The following is a 16,761-nucleotide window of genomic DNA, read 5'->3' on the forward strand; positions in this document are numbered from 1 at the left end:
CGTAGTGGAGACCCAATGACGGCCCTGGCAAACGAAACAACGGGTGACGATCGCATCATCCGCGAAAGCGGTGTGGACGCGCGCGTTGCGTCCATCGTCCAGCCGGTGCTGCGGGCGATCGGCTTCAGGCTCGTTCGCGTACGGCTGTCCGGGCAGAATGGACTGACGCTGCAGATCATGGCCGAGCGCGAGGACGGCACGATGACCGTCGAGGATTGCGAAGAGGTCAGCCGTGCGGTGTCGCCGGCGCTCGACGTTGAAGACCCGGTGGACAAGGCCTACCATCTGGAAGTCTCCTCGCCGGGCATTGATCGGCCGCTGGTCCGGAAGTCGGATTTCGAGAATTGGGCAGGACACCAGGCCCGTATCGAGACCTCTATCCTGGTCGCTGAGCGCAAGCGCTTCAAGGGAACGATTGTGTCTGCCGGTGCCAATGGCGTCACCATCGAACGAGACCAGGCCCCCGAGGGTGCCGAGACACGGATAGAAGTACCCTACGAATTGATCGCCGAGGCCAGGCTCATCCTGACCGATGATCTCATCCGCGACGCCCTGTCCAAGGACAACCAGGCGCGCAAGGAAGCCAAGAAGCGTGCCGGCGAGCCGGAAGACGAAGCAGACGACGAAACACAGGATTGATCGAACACCCACACCGTTGACCGGTGCAGGAGTGGATGACCAAGGAGACGACGAACATGGTTGTTAGCGCCAACAGGCTTGAACTGCTGCAGATCGCAGACGCGGTTGCGCGGGAAAAGTCGATCGACAAGGAAATCGTCATCGAGGCGATGGCCGACGCGATCCAGAAGGCTGCGCGCTCGCGCTACGGCCAGGAAACCAACATCCGCGCCGACATCAATCCGACGACCGGCGAGATGAAGCTGCAGCGGCTGATGGAAGTGGTCGAGGAGGTCGAGGATTACGGCCGCCAGATCGCGCTGTCCTCGGCGCGTGAGCGCAACCCCGATGCCGAGGTCGGCGATTTCATCGCCGAGCAGCTGCCGCCGATGGAGTTCGGCCGCATCGCCGCGCAGTCGGCCAAGCAGGTCATCGTGCAGAAGGTGCGCGAGGCCGAGCGCGACCGCCAGTTCGACGAGTACAAGGACCGCATCGGCGAGATCGTCAACGGCACGGTAAAGCGCGTCGAATACGGCAACGTCATCGTCGACCTTGGTCGCGGCGAGGCAATCATCCGCCGGGACGAGCTGATCCCGCGCGAGAACTTCAAATATGGCGACCGCGTTCGCGCCTATGTTTATGACGTGCGCCGGGAGCAGCGTGGCCCGCAGATATTCCTGTCGCGCACGCATCCGCAGTTCATGGCCAAGCTGTTCAACATGGAAGTGCCGGAAATCTACGACGGCATCATCGAGATCAAGTCGGTCGCCCGCGATCCAGGTTCGCGCGCTAAGATCGCCGTCGTTTCGCGCGACAGCTCGATCGACCCGGTCGGCGCCTGCGTCGGCATGCGCGGCAGCCGCGTCCAAGCCGTCGTCGGCGAGCTGCAGGGCGAGAAGATCGACATCATTCCGTGGTCGCCTTCGGCGGCATCCTTCATCGTCAACGCGCTGCAGCCGGCCGAGGTCGCCAAGGTGGTCCTCGACGAGGACGCTGAGCGCATCGAGGTGGTGGTGCCCGACGACCAGCTGTCGCTGGCAATCGGTCGCCGCGGACAGAACGTCCGTCTCGCCTCGCAGCTGACCGGCTGGGATATCGACATCCTGACCGAGCAGGAAGAGTCCGAGCGCCGCCAGAAGGAATTCGTCGAGCGTTCGACCCTGTTCATGGAAGCGCTGGACGTCGACGAGATGGTCGGCCAGGTTCTGGCTTCCGAAGGCTTCACCTCGGTCGAGGAAGTCGCCTTCGTCGAGCAGGACGAGATCGCCTCGATTGACGGCTTCGACGAGGACACCGCGGTCGAAATCCAGACGCGTGCTCGTGACTACCTCGAAAAGATCGAGGCAGAGCACGATTCCAAGCGCAAGGAGCTCGGTGTCGAGGACGATTTGCGCGAGGTCCCTGGTGTGACCACAGCCATGATGGTGACCCTCGGCGAGGACGGCGTGAAGAACATCGAGGATTTTGCCGGTTACGCGGTCGACGATCTCGTCGGCTGGAAGGAGCGCAAGGACGGCGAGACCAAGTTCTTCCCGGGCGTACTGGCAGATCACGCGGTGTCGCGTGCCGATGCCGAGCAGATGGTGATGACGGCCCGCCTGAAGGCTGGCTGGATCACCGAAGAAGAACCCGTCGAGGCGGAAGAAGAACCCGCTGAGCCGACCGGTGCGTGACGTGAGCCGGCCCGGAGACCGCATTGGAACAGATGAACGATCGCACCTGCATCGTCACACGCCGGCAATCTCCGCCGGATGAACTGATCCGTTTCGTTCTCGGGCCAGACAATTCGGTCGTCCCGGACATCAAGAGAAGTCTTCCCGGCCGGGGCTGCTGGGTAAGCGCCGACCGCTCGAGCGTCGACAAGGCCGCCAGGAAGGGGGCCTTCGCCCGGGCATTCAAGGCCGAGGTTACGGTACCGTCGGAACTCGGCGCTATGGTGGACAATGTGCTGGTAAAGTTGGCACTCGGTTCACTCGGGCTGGCCCGCAAAGCCGGAATGGTCGCGCTCGGTGCGACCAAGGTGGAGGCCAGTGTCCGCAGCGGAGCAGCGCTTTTCGCGCTGCATGCGGCTGAGGCATCCGAAGACGGCCTGCGCAAGATTTCGCAGGCGCGGCGCGCCACCGCCTATGCCGGCGGGCCGCAAATCGCCGCCTACAAACTTTTTTCGGAGGCCGAATTGGGTTTGGCATTGGGCGGTACAAATGTGATACATGCAGCCGTTCTCGCGGGCGACGCGGGTAGGGCGGTTGAAAAGCGCATGGTTGCGCTTGACCGATACCGGGGCGGATCCCCGGACGAACGGGCAATGTTTGCGGCGATTGCTGACGAAGTTGATGCCGCAGAGGATATGGAATGAGCGATACGAAATCGGATGACGACAAGATCTTGAGTGTCCCTGCGAAGAAGACACTGACGCTGAAGCGGCCCGGCATGGAGCAGGGTACGGTGCGTCAGAACTTTTCGCACGGCCGCACCAAGTCGGTCGTCGTCGAAACCAAGAAGCGCAAGTTCTCGATTCCCGGCGAGAAGGCCGAGACTGCTGCTGCCGCTTCCGTGTTCACGCCGAAGCCGGCGCCCGCGGCGCCTGCGCCCGCGCCGGCCGCCACCGCACCGACGCCTGCCGCCAAGGAGGCTCCAAAGGCCCCGGCCGAGCGTTCGGGCATGGTGCTGAGCGACCTGTCGACGAGCGAGATTGAAGCGCGCCGCCGTGCCCTCGAGGGCTCGAAGGTTCGCGAGGTCGAGGACCGCCAGCGTGCGATCGAGGACGCCAAGCGCCGCCTCGAGGAAGAAGAGCGCCGCAAGCGCGAGCGCGATGAGTCCGCGCGCCGCCAGGCCGAGGAGGAAGCTCGGCTTCTGGCCGAGGCCGAGTCGCGCCGCCGGGCTGAGGAAGAGGCACGCCGCCGCACCCCGGCCGCCGACCTGGTCGGCGCCGAAGAGGAAGCTGAAAGCAAGGCCAAGGGCCCTGTCCGCGGCGCGCCGATCAAGCGCATCGCGACTCCCGAAGTCACGCGTCCGGCCAAGCCGAAGGGCGAGGACGACCGCCGCCGCGGCAAGCTGACGCTGAGCAACGCGACCGCCGGCGAGGAGGCGCGTGCGCGCTCCCTGTCATCGATGCGCCGCCGTCAGGAGAAGTTCAAGCGCGCCATGCATTCGGAGCCGCGCGAGAAGGTCATGCGCGAAGTGGTTCTGCCCGAGACGATCACGATCCAGGAACTGGCGAGCCGCATGTCGGAACGCGCCGTCGACGTCGTGAAGTACTTCATGAAGGAAGGCCAGATTCTCAAGCCGGGCGACGTCATCGACGCCGACACCGCAGAACTGGTCGCCGCCGAGTTTGGCCACACGGTCCGACGTGTCGCCGAGTCCGATATCGAAGAGGGCATGTTCAACGTCGAGGACAAGCCGGAGGACCAGAAGTCGCGTCCGCCGGTCGTGACCATCATGGGCCACGTCGACCACGGCAAGACCTCGCTCCTCGATGCCATCCGCAACGCCAACGTTGTTTCCGGCGAGGCCGGCGGCATCACCCAGCACATCGGCGCCTATCAGGTCGAGAAGAACGGTCAGAAGATCACCTTTATCGACACGCCGGGCCACGCCGCCTTCACGGCGATGCGTGCGCGTGGCGCGCAGGCGACTGACATCGCGATCCTGGTGGTGGCGGCCGACGATTCCGTCATGCCGCAGACGATCGAATCGATCAGCCATGCAAAGGCTGCCGGTGTCCCGATCATCGTTGCGATCAACAAGATCGACAAGCCGCAGGCCGATGCGCAGAAGGTGCGCGCCGAGTTGCTCCGCCACGAGGTTTTCGTCGAGTCGATGGGCGGTGAAGTGCTGGACGTCGAAGTATCGGCGACCAAGGGCACCAACCTCGACAAGCTGCTGGAGGCGATCCTCCTGCAGGCCGAATTGCTCGACCTCAAGGCGAACCCTGACCGTACGGCCGAAGGTGTCGTCATCGAGGCCAAGCTCGACAAGGGGCGCGGCGCCGTCGCCACGGTTCTTGTGCAGACAGGCACGCTCCTGATCGGTGACATCATTGTGGCCGGCGCCGAATGGGGCCGTGTGCGCGCGCTGATCAACGATCGTGGCGAACAGCTGAAGGAAGCGCCGCCGGCTATGCCGGTGGAGGTGCTCGGCCTTGCCGGCACCCCCATGGCCGGAGAACGCTTCGCCGTGGTCGACAACGAAGCCAGGGCACGTGAGATCACCGACTACCGTCAGCGCCTTGCGCGCGACAAGGCGGTGGCCAAGCATGCCGGCCAGCGTGGATCGCTCGAGCAGATGATGTCGCAGTTGCAGGCGAGCGGGCTGAAAGAATTCCCGCTGGTCATCAAGGGCGACGTGCAGGGCTCGATCGAGGCGATCGTCTCTGCGCTCGACAAGCTCGGCACCGACGAGGTCCGTGCCCGCATCGTTCACGCAGGCGCCGGCGGCATCACCGAGAGCGACGTGTCGCTGGCGGAGACGTCCGGAGCGGCGATGATCGGCTTCAATGTTCGTGCCAACCCGCAGGCTCGTGCGGCTGCGGAAGCTGCAGGGATCGAGATCCGCTACTACAACATCATCTACGATCTGGTGGATGACGTTAAGGCGGCGATGTCGGGCCTGCTCTCGCCGGAGCGCCGCGAGACCTTCATCGGCAATGCGGAGATCCTCGAAATCTTCGACATCACCAAGGTCGGCAAGATCGCCGGTTGCCGCGTGACGGAAGGCAAGGTCGAACGTGGAGCGGGCGTGCGCCTGATCCGCGACGATGTCGTCATCCACGAAGGCACGCTCAAGACACTGAAGCGCTTCAAGGACGAAGTGGCAGAGGTGCCGGGCGGCCAGGAGTGCGGCATGGCCTTCGCGAACTACGAGGACATGCGCGTCGGTGATGTCATCGAGTGCTTCCGCGTTGAGATGATCACCCGGACGCTCTAGGCGTCGGACAACGCAGTGCATGCGGATGGCGGCAAGACCGCCATCCGGAACGCGTGAAACATGTAGTGCGGTTTGATCCCGTGCCGCACGCTTTCGGGATCGAAAAAACAATGAACAAATCTGCTAGTTCCGGCCCCTCGCAACGCCAGCTTCGCGTTGGTGAACAGGTGCGCCACGCTCTCTCCGAGACGCTGCAGCGCGGCGAGATCATCGATCCACTCATCGAAACGACGGTGATCTCGATTTCGGAGGTGCGCATGTCGCCCGATCTCAAGATTGCCACGGCCTTCATCTCCCCGCTCGGTGCTCCTCACCCGGATGCGGTGGTGGACGCTCTGAACAAGCATGCAAAGTTCGTGCGCGGGCGCGTTTCGCATGCGTTGCGCCAGATGAAGTACATGCCGGAGTTCAGGTTCCGTCTCGACACCAGCTTCGACAATTTTTCTAGGATCAACGAGTTGCTCAAGTCGCCGGAAGTGGCGCGCGACCTCGACGCCGACGACAAGGAAGACGAATAATGGGCCGTCGCGGCAAGAAGAAGGGGCGCCCGATTTCGGGCTGGGTTGTCCTCGACAAGCCGGTCGGCATGGGCTCGACCGATGCGGTCGCCAAGGTCAAGTGGCTGTTCCAGGCCGACAAGGCGGGTCACGCCGGTACGCTCGACCCGCTGGCGTCCGGCATGCTGCCGATCGCGCTCGGCGAGGCGACCAAGACTGTTCCCTATGTTCAGGACGGCGCCAAGGTCTACCGTTTCACGGTTGCCTGGGGCGAGGAGCGCTCGACCGACGATCTCGAAGGGCCGGTGACCGAACGCTCGGACCAGCGACCGGACGAGGTGGCGGTGCGCGCACTTCTGCCGAAATACACCGGCGTGATCATGCAGACGCCGCCACAGTTCTCGGCCATCAAGATTGCCGGCGAACGTGCCTATGACCTGGCCCGGGAAGGCACGACCGTGGAAATCCCGCCGCGCGAGGTCGAGATCGGTCGTTTCGACCTCGTCGAGATGTCCGCCGACGGGCGCTCGGTGTTCGAGATCGAATGCGGCAAGGGCACCTATGTGCGCTCGCTTGCCCGCGACATGGGGCGCGATCTCGGCTGCTTCGGCCATATCGCAGACCTGCGCCGCACCGAGGTCGATCCGTTCACAGCAGAGGACTTCGTCACCATCGCGGAGCTCGAGAAGGCCCGTTTCGGCGAAAAGGCCGAGGCATGCGCCGACACCGCCGAGGCCCAGGCGGCCGAGCCGGAAGTTCTGGTGCAGGACTTTTCAGCCATCGACGCGCTGTTGGTCGACACGGTCGCCGCGCTCGACTGTCTGCCGCAGGTCGCGCTCTCGGACGACGCTGCCCAGCGGATCAGGCTTGGCAATCCGGTAGTCATCCGTGGCCGCGACGCTCCGGTCGAGGCGGAGGAAGCCTGTGCCACCGCGCGCGGCCGGTTGGTCGCTATCGGCGCTATCGAGGCCGGAATGTTCCGGCCGAAGCGCGTCTTCGTCGGCTAGCTGCGATCCGGTGCTTTCCCATTGGGTGAAGGCCGTAGAGCCATGAGCCAGCAAAGCGGTGCATCGCAAATGCTGCTGGCTTTTCCGGCAAAACTGGACTATATGCGCCGCAGCATGGCGCCAGGCGTCATGTGCATCGGCCTCCGCTGGACGACATCCCGGCTGCAGGCGTCCCGTTTCCAAGTCATTTGAAAGGAAAGAATCCGATGTCGATTACCGCAGAACGCAAGCAGGAACTGCTGTCCGAATACGCGACCGTCAAGGGCGACACCGGTTCCCCGGAAGTCCAGGTCGCCATCCTTTCGGAGCGCATCAAGAACCTGACCGAGCACTTCAAGGACCACAAGAAGGACAACCATTCCCGCCGTGGCCTGCTCGCTCTGGTGTCGCAGCGCCGCAGCCTGCTCGACTACCTGAAGCGCAAGGATGAGAGCCGCTATTCGACCCTGATCGAGAAGCTCGGCCTGCGCCGATAAGAATTTGACCGGCGCGTCCTGACGAAGGACGCGCCGGTCACGCATTCGGGCTGCCGCATTGGCGGTCCGACCCGGCTCCGGATCAGTCAAGGGATTTGACGGAGCCTCCCATGGACGGTCATGGGGCAGGATTGCAGGATACTCGGCGCGGATCGCGCAGCCTGAATTTTACGAGTTTCCCGTTGTCTTGCCCGTGGCTCGCCCGAACAGGAAGCCAGGCAGGGATACACGCGCCGGAAAATGCGCGCGGGCCCTGCCGCATCGAAGGACAAGATATGTTCAATCATCACAAAGTAGAAATCGAGTGGGCAGGCCGTCCGCTCGTGCTGGAAACCGGCAAGATCGCGCGTCAGGCTGACGGCGCCGTGCTCGCCACCTACGGCGAGACCGTCGTTCTCGCTACGGTCGTCTCGGCCAAGGAGCCGAAGCCCGGCCTCGACTTCTTCCCGCTGACCGTCAACTACCAGGAAAAGACCTACGCGGCCGGCAAGATCCCCGGCGGTTACTTCAAGCGCGAAGGCCGTCCGAGCGAGAAGGAAACCCTGGTTTCCCGCCTCATCGACCGCCCGATCCGCCCGCTCTTCGCCGCCGGCTACAAGCACGACACACAGGTCGTCATCACCGTGCTTCAGCACGACCTTGAGAACGACCCGGACATCCTGTCGATCGTCGCCACCTCGGCTGCGCTGACGCTCTCGGGCGTTCCCTTCATGGGCCCGATCGGCGGCGCGCGCGTCGGCTACATCAACGGCGAATACGTTCTCAACCCGCATGTCGACGAGATGCAGGAATCGCAGCTCGACCTGGTGGTTGCCGGTACCGACGCCGCCGTCCTGATGGTCGAGTCGGAAGCCAAGGAGCTTCCCGAGGACGTCATGCTCGGTGCCGTCATGTTCGGCCACAAGGGTTTCCAGCCGGTCATCGATGCGATCATCAAGCTCGCCGAGGTTGCCGCCAAGGAGCCGCGCGACTTCACGTCCCCGAGCTATGACGAGCTCGAGGCCGAGATGCTGAAGCTGGTCGAGGGCGAGCTGCGCGAAGCCTACAAGAACGTCGACAAGCAGAAGCGTTACGCCGCCGTCGACGCCGTCAAGTCGAAGGTCAAGGAAGCCTTCGGCGCGAAGGAAGACGAGACGCCCAAGTACACAAGCGAGCAGGTCGGCGCAGTATTCAAGGACCTGCAGGCCAAGATCGTCCGCTGGAACATCCTCGACACCAAGGCACGCATCGACGGTCGCGATCTCTCCACGGTCCGCAAGATCGTCTCGGAAGTCGGCGTTCTGCCGCGCACGCACGGTTCGGCGCTGTTCACCCGCGGCGAGACGCAGGCGCTGGTCGTCGCGACGCTCGGCACCGGTGAGGACGAGCAGTATGTCGACAGCCTGACGGGCATGTACAAGGAGAAGTTCCTTCTCCATTACAACTTCCCGCCCTATTCGGTCGGCGAGACCGGCCGCATGGGTTCGCCCGGCCGCCGCGAGATCGGCCACGGCAAGCTTGCCTGGCGCGCTATCCGTCCGATGCTGCCGGCACCGGAAGCTTTCCCCTACACGCTGCGCGTTGTCTCCGAGATCACCGAGTCGAACGGCTCGTCCTCGATGGCGACGGTCTGCGGCACCTCGCTGGCCCTGATGGACGCCGGCGTTCCGCTCGGCAAGCCGGTTGCCGGCATCGCCATGGGCCTGATCAAGGAAGGCGAGCGCTACGCTGTGCTCTCCGATATCCTGGGTGACGAGGATCACCTCGGCGACATGGACTTCAAGGTTGCCGGTACCATGGGCGGCATCACTGCGCTGCAGATGGACATCAAGATCGACGGCATCACCGAAGAGATCATGCAGATTGCGCTTGGCCAGGCCAAGGACGGTCGCCTGCACATCCTCGGCGAGATGGCAAACGCTCTGTCCGGCGCCCGCGCCGAACTCGGCGAGTTCGCGCCGCGCATCGAGGTCATGCAGATCCCGACCGACAAGATCCGCGACGTTATCGGTTCGGGTGGCAAGGTCATCCGCGAGATCGTCGAAAAGACCGGTGCCAAGATCAACATCGACGACGATGGCGTGATCAAGATCGCCTCTTCCAACGCCAAGGAGATCGAGGCGGCGAAGAAGTGGATCCACACCATCGTGGCCGAGCCGGAAGTCGGCGAGATTTACGAGGGCACGGTCGTCAAGACCGCCGATTTCGGCGCTTTCGTGAACTTCTTCGGTCCCAAGGACGGCCTCGTCCACATCTCGCAGCTTGCCAATGACCGGGTCGCCAAGACCTCGGACGTCGTCAAGGAAGGCCAGAAGGTCTTCGTCAAGCTGATGGGCTTCGACGAGCGCGGCAAGGTTCGCCTGTCGATGAAGGTCGTCGACCAGGAGACCGGCAAGGAAATCGCCCGCGAGAAGCGTGCCGAAGGCGAAGACGCCGCGTAAGCCTGCTTGCGACGATCGAAACGAGTTGAAGACGGGCGCGGCCATATGGTCGCGCCCGTCTTGCATTATGTGAGCCGACGATGAACCGTGACGCCCAGAGAACGCTGTTTCACCCTTTCGAGACCGGCGACATCGCCTGTCCCGGCGAGGGTCGGCACATCCTTTATCTTGGCGCGGAGCCGGGCTATCGCCCCCCGGTGGAGTTTGCTGCGGAAATGTCTCTCGTGCAGGGCTTCCGCCCCTATTTCAATGCGCTGAAAGCTGCCGGACAGAAGGTCGCGCCGCGGCCGGACGGCGGCCCCTTCGACGGGGCGCTTGTGCTTGCGGGGCGCCATCGGGGCCAGAACGAAATGCGCATCGCTGCGGCGATCGAGCGCGTCGTGCCTGGCGGCACGATCGTGGTTGCCGGAAGCAGCGATACAGGGATAGCCAGCCTGCGCAAGCGGTTGGAGAAGCTGGTCGCACTCGAGGGCTACCTGCCGAAATATCATGGTGTGGCCATGTGGTTCGCCCGTCCCTCCGGCGCTGGCACGGTAGTTGCCGCGCTGGAGCCGCAGCAAGGCCTTGCGGAAGGCCGCTTCGTGGCAGCGCCCGGAATGTTCTCGCATGACCGGAGCGATGCTGGCTCGCGTCTGCTCTCCGAGCATCTACCCGATTCAGCAAAGGGTGCGGCGGCCGATTTCGGCGCCGGCTGGGGCTTCCTGTCGGTGGCGCTGGCCGAGCGCACGGCGGGGCTGAAGTCGATCGACCTCTACGAGGCCGATTTCGACTCGCTTGAGGCAGCAAGGACCAATCTTGCGTCGATCGCCGACATGCCGCCGACGGAATTCTTCTGGCACGATCTGGTCGGCGAGAAGGTGGAGAGGAAATACGACCTCATCGTCATGAACCCGCCCTTCCACCAGGGCCGTGCGGCGGAGCCGGGCATCGGTCAGTCCATGATCGGGACGGCGTCGGCGGCCCTGAAGCCCGGTGGTCGCCTGTTTATGGTGCAGAACCGCGGCCTGCCCTACGAACAGACACTCAAGGCGCGTTTCTCGCGTGTCGAGGAGATCGGCCGCGACGGTGCATTCCGGATCGTCCTGGCGCAGCGCTGAGCGCTGCAGGTATTCAGTTCATGCTGTTCGAATGATCGCGTTCGGCGCCGTGGACGGCGACAACCTGGCCATTCTCGACCTTGAGCGGCGCCGGCCGCCCGTAGAGATAGCCCTGCATGACCTCGCAACCCGCCGCCTGCAGCAGGCGGGCCTGCTTCTCCGTCTCGACGCCTTCGGCGATGGCATGGACGCCGAGTGCGCGCGACAGGCCGACGATCGTCGAGACGACTGCCCCGGAATTGGCGTCCACGTCGATGCGGTTGATGAAAGAGCGGTCGATCTTCAGCTTGTTGAACGAGAAGTCGATGAGATAGCTGAGGTTGGAATAGCCGGTGCCGAAATCGTCGACGGCAATTGAGATGCCCATCTCGGTCAATTGCTTCAGGATAGCGGCAGCGCGGTCCTTGTCCTGCATCATCGCCGTTTCGGTGACTTCGAGTTCCAGCCGCTGCGGCTTGATGCCGGTCGTGCGGACGACTTCACCGACGAGACCGACGAAGTCCCGTGTCATGAACTGGACCGGCGAGATGTTGACCGCGACGAAGCAGTTCTCGGGCAGGAATGCGGCGTCCTTGCAGGCCTTGCGCAGCACCCATTCGCCGATCGGCCCGATCATGCCGGTTTCTTCCGCGATCGGGATGAATTCAACCGGAGGGATCATGCCGCGGTCCGGATGCTTCCACCGGATCAGTGCCTCGTACCCCACGACCTCGCCTTTCAGGAGGTCGGTCTGCGGCTGATAGTGCAGATCGAAGTCGCCACGGTCGAAGGCGACACGCAATTCGGATTCGATCCACTGGCGATAGTCGGCGACACGGCCGATATCGGGGTGGAAGACGGACCAGTTCCCGATGCCGCTCGCCCGCGCGTTCTGCAGTGCAAGGTTGGAGCGCCTCAGCACCAGCACAGGGTCGACGCCGTCCTTCGGCATCGCGACGATGCCGATCGATACGTTGACGGACTGCTGGTGCGCCAGGAGGTCGTATGGCTCCATCAGCTCATTGATCAGTTGCTCGGCAATCGCTTCCATGGAGATTGTGAAGCTGGAATCGGGATAGAGCACCGCGAATTCGCCAGCCCCAATGCGGCCGACCGAAGCGTCGGGCGGCAATGCGGCCTTCAGCCGCTTGGTGAAGGCCCGGATAAGCTCGTCGCCCTTGGTGTAGCCGATGGAATCGTTGATTTGCTTGAAACGGTCGATGTCGACGTCGATCAGGAAGACCGGGTCACCCGTCTTGAGCGTTTCCTGCGCCGCCCGCCCGATGCGCGCGATCATTGCGGGCCGCGTCAGCAGGCCCGTCAGCTTGTCGAGGTGCGTCTCGTTGTAGACGTAGGTTGCGGATTCATCGATGCCGGCGAAGAAGGACATGGCGGCTCCGGCGGCTGCAAGCGCACAGAGCGAGGCAATGATCGCGCCGATCACCTCGGCCGGCATGCCGGCCACCCCGTCGCCGAACCCGAAGCGCAGCCCCCAGATGCCCAGCATGAAGCTTCCGAGGCCGGAACTGGCAATCGTGATGGCCCGGAATACCGGGGTTCTGCTCGGGTTGCTTACAGCGGGCATGAGAAGATTTCCCCAGTTCGCAGGGATTCTTATCTCAAAGGTCCTTAAAATGGGTTTCCAGCGAATATTTCAATTTTATCCGCCTGAGATGCCGGCAAGCAACGCCGAATCTATTCCTGCGGATCCTGCGTGCGCCGGAGTTCTTCAAGCGCCGGCATCGAAACGATGTGGTATCCGGAATCGACATGGTGGATTTCACCTGTCACGCCGGCCGACAGGTCGGAGACAAGGTAGAGCGCAGACCGGCCGATCTCGTCGATAGTCACGGTTCGCCTCAACGGCGAATTGCGCTGCTGGTACGACAGCATCTGGCGCGAATCCGAAATGCCCGCGCCTGCCAGCGTCCGCACCGGTCCGGCCGACAGGGCGTTTACGCGAATGTTGCGCGGGCCGAAATCATTGGCGAGGTAGCGCACGCTGGCTTCCAGTCCGGCCTTGGCAACGCCCATCACGTTGTAGTTTGGCATGATGCGGGTCGAGCCGGCATAGGTCAGCGTGATCATCGAACCGCCGCTGTCCATGAGCGCGGCGGCATGTCTTGCACACTCGGTGAACGAGAAGCACGAGATCACCATGGTCCGGATGAAGTTCTCACGGCTGGTATCGGCGTAGAGACCCTTCAACTCGTTCTTGTCCGAAAAGCCGATGGCGTGGACGATGAAATCGAGACTGCCCCATTCCTCGCCCAGTCGGGTGAATACCGACTCCAGGGAAGCGCTGTCCTCGACATCGCAGGGAAGGACCAGTTCGGCGCCGACCTGCTCGGCAAGCGGCTTTACGCGCCGGCCAAAGGCCTCACCCTGGTAGGTGAAGGCCAGAGTCGCACCCTGCTCGGCAAGCTGCCGCGCGATGCCCCAGGCGATGGAATGGTCGTTGGCGACGCCCATGACGAGGCCGCGCTTGCCGTGCATCAAATGGCCCATGCCGATTTCCTATGCGGAGTAGCGCTGGAACACCAGCGTTGCGTTGGTGCCGCCGAAGCCGAAGGAGTTGGACAGTACCGTGTCGATCTTGGCGTTGTCGATGCGCTTGCGCACGATCGGCATGCCTTCGAATTCCGGGTCCAGCGTCTCGATATGGGCGCTCTCGCCGATGAAGCCGCCCTGCATCATCAGGATGGAATAGATTGATTCCTGTACGCCTGCCGCGCCGAGCGAATGGCCGGACAGCGACTTCGTCGAACTGATGTGCGGCATCGTCTCGCCGAAAACTTCCCGAATGGCGCCCATCTCCCTGGAATCGCCGACTGGCGTGGAGGTGCCGTGCGTGTTGATGTAGTCGATGGGACCGGAGACCGTGGCCATCGCCTGGCGCATGCAGCGCACCGCGCCTTCGCCGGACGGCGCGACCATGTCGTAGCCGTCGGACGTGGCGCCGTAGCCAACGACTTCCGCGTAGATCTTGGCGCCGCGCGCCTTGGCATGTTCGAGTTCCTCGAGCACGAGGACGCCTGCGCCGCCCGCGATCACGAAGCCGTCGCGGTCGACGTCATAGGCGCGCGAAGCGACCGAGGGGCGGTCGTTGAAGTCGGACGACATCGCGCCCATCGCGTCGAACAGGTTCGACATCGACCAGTGCAGATCCTCGTGGCCGCCGGCAAAGATCATGTCCTGCTTGCCCCACTGGATCAGTTCGTAGCCATTGCCGATGCAATGCGCGGAAGTCGAGCATGCCGACGAGATGGTGTAGTTGACGCCGTGGATTTTGAACCAGGTGGCGAGCGTCGCAGATGCGGTGGAGGACATGCCTTTCGGAACGGCGAAAGGCCCGATGCGCTTAGGACTGCCGTTCTTTCGCGTAATGTCGGCGGCTTCCATGATGACCGTGGTGGAGGGGCCGCCCGAGCCCATGACGATGCCGGTACGCTCGCTGGTGATGTCGCCTTCCTCAAGGCCGGCGTCGGCAATCGCCTGATCCATCGCCACGTGGTTCCACTGGCCACCCTTGGACAGGAAACGCAGTGCACGCCTGTCGATCAGCGGGGCAGGGTCAAGCTTGGGCTCGCCCCAGACATGGCAACGGAAGCCGTGCTCGGCGAATGATTCCGAGAAGGTGATGCCTGATTTCGCATCGCGCAGTGATGCCTCGACCTCTGCAGCGTTGTCGCCGATGGACGACACGATTCCGAGGCCAGTGACGACGACCCGTCTCATCTGAAACTCCTTGCGGTCGAGCGTTGGCCGTCAGGCCGAAGCTGCTTGTTTGAACAGACCGACCCTGAGGTCGGTTGCGCGGTATATGGTCTCGCCATCTGCCTTTAGCCACCCGTCGCCGATGCCGAGCACCAGACGACCGCGCACGACACGCTTGAAATCGACGCCGTACTCCACCTTCTTGGTTTGCGGTGTCACCATGCCGGTGAACTTGACCTCGCCGGTCGACAGCGCACGCCCCTTGCCGGGCTCGCCGAGCCAGCACAGGAAGAAGCCGCTGAGCTGCCACATGGCGTCGAGCCCGAGGCAGCCGGGCATGACCGGATCCTTGATGAAGTGGCAGGGGAAGAACCAGAGATCGGGGTGGATATCGAGTTCGGCGCGGATATAGCCCTTGCCGAATTCGCCGCCGTCCTCGTGCACTTCGGTGATGCGGTTGAACATCAGCATTGGAGGGTAGGGCAATTGTGCGTTGTCCGGACCGAACAATTCCCCTCTCGCACAAGCCAGCAATTCTTCGTAATCGTAGCTGGACTTCGAAGCCGCCATCAATCGTTTCCCCGTTGGCGGGCGGCCTGGGCGCCCTTGTTGTTTCGTAGCTACCACAATCCGCTTGCAGGCGGAAAGCACAGTCAGCGATTATCGTGCCCGACCGTTAGGGTCAATGCGTGCTATTGATCGCATAGGCGCGAGCGAATATATTGAAAGACAAGCGGGTTCATTGAGGCGCGGGCATCTCTGCCCGCGGTATGTTGTGGAGCCCGGCGAAGAGGTTGGATGGACTCCAAGGTCCGGAACGATACGGTAGCGGTGGACAAGCGGGTGCGGGACGCGGGACTGCGTCCTACGCGCCAGCGGGTAGCGCTCGGCAATCTGCTGTTTGCCAAGGGCGACCGTCACCTGTCGGCCGAGGAACTGCACGAGGAGGCTCTGGCAGCCGGCGTGCCGGTTTCGCTGGCGACCGTTTACAACGCCCTGCACCAGTTCACCGAGGCTGGCCTGTTACGCATTCTGGCGGTCGAAGGGTCGAAGACCTATTTCGACACCAACACGTCGGATCACCACCATTTCTTCATCGAGGGCGAGAACCGGATTTTCGACATCGCTGCCGGCCCGGTCGAGATCGTCAACCTGCCCGAGCCGCCCGAAGGCATGGAAATCGCCAATGTCGACATCGTGGTGCGCCTGCGCCCGAAGCGCTCGAAATAGGCGAAGGCAGGTTGCGGCAGAGCGTCACGCCTGCCGAATGCTCCATCCCACTCAGATAATGGCTGGACGACCGACGAATCGGTCAGTTTGGCACTGGCGCTGCGTCCTCAGTCCTTGACCTGCTCGCCCGGGTAGGCGCCCCAGACGAGGGACTGGCTGATCCAGCCGGTGTGCCCGTCGAAGGTCATTTCGCACCAGTCACCGTTACAGGCGCGAATCGTGCCGATGACGCCGGGCTCGATCATCGCTCGCGTCGCCGAGGAAGGATCGGGGTCGGCAAGCAGGTTGATGCGCGCGTCCTTGCCCTTCTGCCATGGCGCGGTGATCGCGGTGCGCCGGCCGGACAGCAGCGACTGGTTGACCCAGCCTTCAGCGCCGTCGGCGTCGCGCACGCGCCGCCAGTTGTCATACTCCTGGATGATCTCCATCGGCAGGCCTGGCTTCAGGTACAGCCATTCGACCGGGTAGTTGACGCCGGGGCCGATGCGCGCATTGACGCGGCCGGATTTCAGGCTGACGAAGCGCGGCAGCGGCAAGCCGCTCGGCCCGCGTGAGATGTCCTGCGTGCCTGCTGCTGCCAGGGCCTCGCTGGACGGTATGGCGGCCGACAGGAGTCCCAGGCCGACCAGGGTGGCGCTTATCGTCAGGTGAAGGGACTGAAAACTGGACAATTTGGTTCCTCTGATCGAAAACAGCGCCCGCACTCAAGCTGAATCGGGCGCGCCTTTTTCTTTGTCATCGGCGAATCTGCTTGTTACACAGTCAGCCATGCCGGGCCGGTCCAGTGTCGC

General features: G+C 63.4%; 16 protein-coding genes. 11 read left to right on the forward strand and 5 right to left on the reverse strand.

The window, feature by feature from the left end:
- The first annotated feature begins 15 nt into the window (after positions 1 to 15).
- From rimP to ACT2BZ_RS10815, 10 genes are all read left to right on the forward strand, one after another.
- On the forward strand, positions 16 to 639 hold the full coding sequence (gene rimP, locus ACT2BZ_RS10770; protein WP_457940970.1) for a ribosome maturation factor RimP: 624 nt from the start codon (positions 16 to 18) through the stop codon (positions 637 to 639).
- A 56-nt stretch (positions 640 to 695) separates the two neighbouring features.
- On the forward strand, positions 696 to 2,291 hold the full coding sequence (nusA, locus tag ACT2BZ_RS10775) for a transcription termination factor NusA (RefSeq protein WP_457940971.1): 1,596 nt from the start codon (positions 696 to 698) through the stop codon (positions 2,289 to 2,291).
- Positions 2,292 to 2,323: 32 nt separating this feature from the next.
- On the forward strand, positions 2,324 to 2,974 hold the full coding sequence (locus ACT2BZ_RS10780) for an RNA-binding protein (protein WP_457941274.1): 651 nt from the start codon (positions 2,324 to 2,326) through the stop codon (positions 2,972 to 2,974).
- A complete protein-coding gene (gene infB, locus ACT2BZ_RS10785) occupies positions 2,971 to 5,547 on the forward strand; it encodes a translation initiation factor IF-2 (RefSeq protein WP_457940972.1) in 2,577 nt (858 codons plus the stop codon). Before ACT2BZ_RS10780 ends, infB begins: the two co-directional genes overlap by 4 nt.
- Before the next feature lie 110 nt (positions 5,548 to 5,657).
- A complete protein-coding gene (rbfA, locus tag ACT2BZ_RS10790) occupies positions 5,658 to 6,065 on the forward strand; it encodes a 30S ribosome-binding factor RbfA (RefSeq protein ID WP_457940973.1) in 408 nt (135 codons plus the stop codon).
- Positions 6,065 to 7,051 (forward strand): tRNA pseudouridine(55) synthase TruB, encoded by a 987-nt coding sequence (gene truB, locus ACT2BZ_RS10795; protein ID WP_457940974.1) that lies wholly within the window; start codon positions 6,065 to 6,067, stop codon positions 7,049 to 7,051. Before rbfA ends, truB begins: the two co-directional genes overlap by 1 nt.
- Positions 7,052 to 7,093: 42 nt before the next feature.
- On the forward strand, positions 7,094 to 7,243 hold the full coding sequence (locus ACT2BZ_RS10800; protein WP_457940975.1) for a hypothetical protein: 150 nt from the start codon (positions 7,094 to 7,096) through the stop codon (positions 7,241 to 7,243).
- 14 nt (positions 7,244 to 7,257) lie between these two features.
- Positions 7,258 to 7,527, forward strand: coding sequence for a 30S ribosomal protein S15 (gene rpsO, locus ACT2BZ_RS10805; RefSeq protein ID WP_457940976.1), 270 nt, complete (start codon positions 7,258 to 7,260; stop codon positions 7,525 to 7,527).
- Positions 7,528 to 7,802: 275 nt separating this feature from the next.
- Complete coding sequence (gene pnp / locus ACT2BZ_RS10810) at positions 7,803 to 9,947, forward strand: polyribonucleotide nucleotidyltransferase (RefSeq protein ID WP_457940977.1); 2,145 nt, start codon at positions 7,803 to 7,805, stop codon at positions 9,945 to 9,947.
- An 80-nt stretch (positions 9,948 to 10,027) separates the two neighbouring features.
- The gene (locus ACT2BZ_RS10815) at positions 10,028 to 11,044 is read left to right on the forward strand and encodes a class I SAM-dependent methyltransferase (protein ID WP_457940978.1); all 1,017 of its coding nucleotides are present in this window, start codon (positions 10,028 to 10,030) and stop codon (positions 11,042 to 11,044) included.
- 13 nt (positions 11,045 to 11,057) lie between these two features.
- Here ACT2BZ_RS10815 and ACT2BZ_RS10820 read toward each other — a convergent pair whose 3' ends face one another.
- From ACT2BZ_RS10820 to fabA, 4 genes are all read right to left on the reverse strand, one after another.
- A complete protein-coding gene (locus tag ACT2BZ_RS10820; RefSeq protein WP_457940979.1) occupies positions 11,058 to 12,608 on the reverse strand; it encodes a putative bifunctional diguanylate cyclase/phosphodiesterase in 1,551 nt (516 codons plus the stop codon).
- Positions 12,609 to 12,718: 110 nt separating this feature from the next.
- Positions 12,719 to 13,531: an enoyl-ACP reductase FabI gene (gene fabI, locus ACT2BZ_RS10825; protein ID WP_457940980.1), complete on the reverse strand. Its 813-nt coding sequence runs from the start codon at positions 13,529 to 13,531 to the stop codon at positions 12,719 to 12,721.
- Positions 13,532 to 13,540: 9 nt separating this feature from the next.
- Positions 13,541 to 14,761, reverse strand: a complete 1,221-nt coding sequence (gene fabB, locus ACT2BZ_RS10830; protein ID WP_457940981.1) for a beta-ketoacyl-ACP synthase I — start codon at positions 14,759 to 14,761, stop codon at positions 13,541 to 13,543.
- Positions 14,762 to 14,791: 30 nt separating this feature from the next.
- Positions 14,792 to 15,310: a 3-hydroxyacyl-[acyl-carrier-protein] dehydratase FabA gene (gene fabA / locus ACT2BZ_RS10835; protein ID WP_457940982.1), complete on the reverse strand. Its 519-nt coding sequence runs from the start codon at positions 15,308 to 15,310 to the stop codon at positions 14,792 to 14,794.
- Positions 15,311 to 15,538: 228 nt separating this feature from the next.
- On the opposite strand from fabA, the gene irrA reads away from it, so the two are divergent.
- Positions 15,539 to 15,970: an iron response transcriptional regulator IrrA gene (irrA, locus tag ACT2BZ_RS10840; RefSeq protein WP_457940983.1), complete on the forward strand. Its 432-nt coding sequence runs from the start codon at positions 15,539 to 15,541 to the stop codon at positions 15,968 to 15,970.
- 107 nt (positions 15,971 to 16,077) lie between these two features.
- Here irrA and ACT2BZ_RS10845 read toward each other — a convergent pair whose 3' ends face one another.
- Positions 16,078 to 16,641, reverse strand: a complete 564-nt coding sequence (locus tag ACT2BZ_RS10845; protein WP_457940984.1) for an SH3 domain-containing protein — start codon at positions 16,639 to 16,641, stop codon at positions 16,078 to 16,080.
- Between the last annotated feature and the right edge of the window lie 120 nt (positions 16,642 to 16,761).

Source organism: Mesorhizobium sp. 10J20-29, from assembly GCF_054130485.1.

Bases quoted from the DNA above. Each gene is read 5' to 3' on its own strand.
- nusA (WP_457940971.1), top strand. From the start codon at position 696: ATGGTTGTTAGCGCCAACAGGCTTGAACTGCTGCAGATCGCAGACGCG.
- fabB (WP_457940981.1), bottom strand. From the start codon at position 14,761: ATGAGACGGGTCGTCGTCACTGGCCTCGGAATCGTGTCGTCCATCGGC.
- rbfA (WP_457940973.1), top strand. From the start codon at position 5,658: ATGAACAAATCTGCTAGTTCCGGCCCCTCGCAACGCCAGCTTCGCGTT.
- pnp (WP_457940977.1), top strand. From the start codon at position 7,803: ATGTTCAATCATCACAAAGTAGAAATCGAGTGGGCAGGCCGTCCGCTC.
- fabI (WP_457940980.1), bottom strand. From the start codon at position 13,531: ATGGGCCATTTGATGCACGGCAAGCGCGGCCTCGTCATGGGCGTCGCC.
- truB (WP_457940974.1), top strand. From the start codon at position 6,065: ATGGGCCGTCGCGGCAAGAAGAAGGGGCGCCCGATTTCGGGCTGGGTT.
- ACT2BZ_RS10800 (WP_457940975.1), top strand. From the start codon at position 7,094: ATGAGCCAGCAAAGCGGTGCATCGCAAATGCTGCTGGCTTTTCCGGCA.
- rimP (WP_457940970.1), top strand. From the start codon at position 16: ATGACGGCCCTGGCAAACGAAACAACGGGTGACGATCGCATCATCCGC.
- ACT2BZ_RS10820 (WP_457940979.1), bottom strand. From the start codon at position 12,608: ATGCCCGCTGTAAGCAACCCGAGCAGAACCCCGGTATTCCGGGCCATC.
- ACT2BZ_RS10780 (WP_457941274.1), top strand. From the start codon at position 2,324: ATGAACGATCGCACCTGCATCGTCACACGCCGGCAATCTCCGCCGGAT.
- infB (WP_457940972.1), top strand. From the start codon at position 2,971: ATGAGCGATACGAAATCGGATGACGACAAGATCTTGAGTGTCCCTGCG.
- rpsO (WP_457940976.1), top strand. From the start codon at position 7,258: ATGTCGATTACCGCAGAACGCAAGCAGGAACTGCTGTCCGAATACGCG.
- ACT2BZ_RS10815 (WP_457940978.1), top strand. From the start codon at position 10,028: ATGAACCGTGACGCCCAGAGAACGCTGTTTCACCCTTTCGAGACCGGC.
- irrA (WP_457940983.1), top strand. From the start codon at position 15,539: ATGGACTCCAAGGTCCGGAACGATACGGTAGCGGTGGACAAGCGGGTG.
- fabA (WP_457940982.1), bottom strand. From the start codon at position 15,310: ATGGCGGCTTCGAAGTCCAGCTACGATTACGAAGAATTGCTGGCTTGT.